The 1443-nt window shown below is 70.3% G+C and carries 1 protein-coding gene; it reads left to right on the top strand.

Annotation, left to right across the window (positions count from 1 at the left end; genetic code table 11):
- Nucleotides 1-42: 42 nt before the first annotated feature.
- Nucleotides 43-1266: an IS4 family transposase gene (locus ACIRRS_RS38305; protein WP_402981712.1), complete on the top strand. Its 1224-nt coding sequence runs from the start codon at nucleotides 43-45 to the stop codon at nucleotides 1264-1266.
- The last annotated feature ends 177 nt before the right edge of the window (nucleotides 1267-1443 follow it).

Genomic DNA, 1443 nt, shown 5'->3' with positions numbered 1-1443 from the left:
CAATGCCGGTGACTTTGGTGCCTGAGCCTCGTTGGTTGTGGTGTGGCGAGGGTGGGGCAGGTCAAGGCGCCTGCGGGTGAGCGGTTGTCGGACCGGATCGCGATCGGGGTGCTGACCCGGGCGTTTCCGCCGGGGCTGGTCGATGAGGTGATCGCTGAGACCGGGCGGGGTGAGAAACGTAGCCGTCTGCTGCCGGCGCGGGTGGTCGTGTACTTCGTGCTGGCGATGTGCCTGTTCTTCGGGCAGGGCTACGAGGAGGTCGCCCGGCTGCTGGGCGAGGGACTCGGGGACGGGCGGCGGTCGTGGCGGGTGCCCACGACCGCCGCGATCGGCCGGGCCCGGCGCCGGCTGGGCGTCGAGCCGCTGAAGGTGCTGTTCGCCCGGGTCTGCCGTCCGGTGGCCGTGCCCGAGACAACGGGCGCCTGGTACCGGCGGTGGCGTGTGGTGGCAGTGGACGGCACCTGCCTGGACCTGGCCGACACCGACGCCAACACCGGGTTCTTCGGCCGGCACGTATCCGGCCGTGGGGCCAGTGCGTTTCCGCAGGCCAGGATGGTGGGGCTGGCCGAGTGCGGCACTCATGCGATGTTCGGTGCCGCCGTTGGCCCGCTGTCGGTCAGTGAGCAGTCGCTGTCCCGGCAGCTGTTCCCTCTTCTGCGGGAGGGGATGCTGCTGCTGGCCGACCGCGGCTTCTACGGGTTCGAGCTGTGGCAGGCCGCCCGGGCGAGCGGCGCGGACCTGCTGTGGCGGGTGCGCAAGAGCGCCGCCCTGCCCGTGCTGCGGGTCCTGGACGACGGCTCCTACCTCAGCACCGTCCACGCCGAACCGGACCGAAAGAGCCGCCGCAACCCGGTGACCGTGCGGGTCGTCGAGTACACCCTGGCCCCGACCGGCGACCAGAGCGTCTACCGGCTGGTCACCACCATCCTCGACCCCGAGACGGCACCGGCGGCCGAGCTGGCAGCGCTCTACGCCCAGCGCTGGGAGATCGAAACCACGCTGGACGAGATCAAGACCCACCAGCGCGGCCCCAAACTCGTCCTGCGCTCGAAGTACCCGTGGGGAGTGGAGCAGGAGATCTACGGACTCCTCCTGGTCCACCACGCCATCCGGCAGCTGATGCACCAGGCCGCCCTGAACGAGGGCCTGGACCCCGACCGACTCTCCTTCACCCGCAGCCTGCGGGTCGTACGCCGCCAGGTCCCCGCCCAGGCGGCGCTTTCCCCCCGGCACACTCGCCAGGGCGCTGACCCGCACCCTGGCTGAGATCGGCGAACGCCTCCTACCCGAACGGCGCCGGCGATCCTGCCCACGAGTCATCAAACGCAAGATGTCCAACTGGCCCCTGAAACGGGCCGAACACCGCAACTGGCCGCCACCCGCTCCGGCAATCGTCACGATTGCCGGAACGGACACGACCTAAGTCATAAGTCACCGGCATTG

The organism is Kitasatospora sp. NPDC101183, from assembly GCF_044767945.1.
Classification (GTDB): domain Bacteria; phylum Actinomycetota; class Actinomycetes; order Streptomycetales; family Streptomycetaceae; genus Kitasatospora.
Note: the sequence above shows the minus strand (reverse complement) of the source record. Positions and strands in the feature narration are given on the sequence as shown.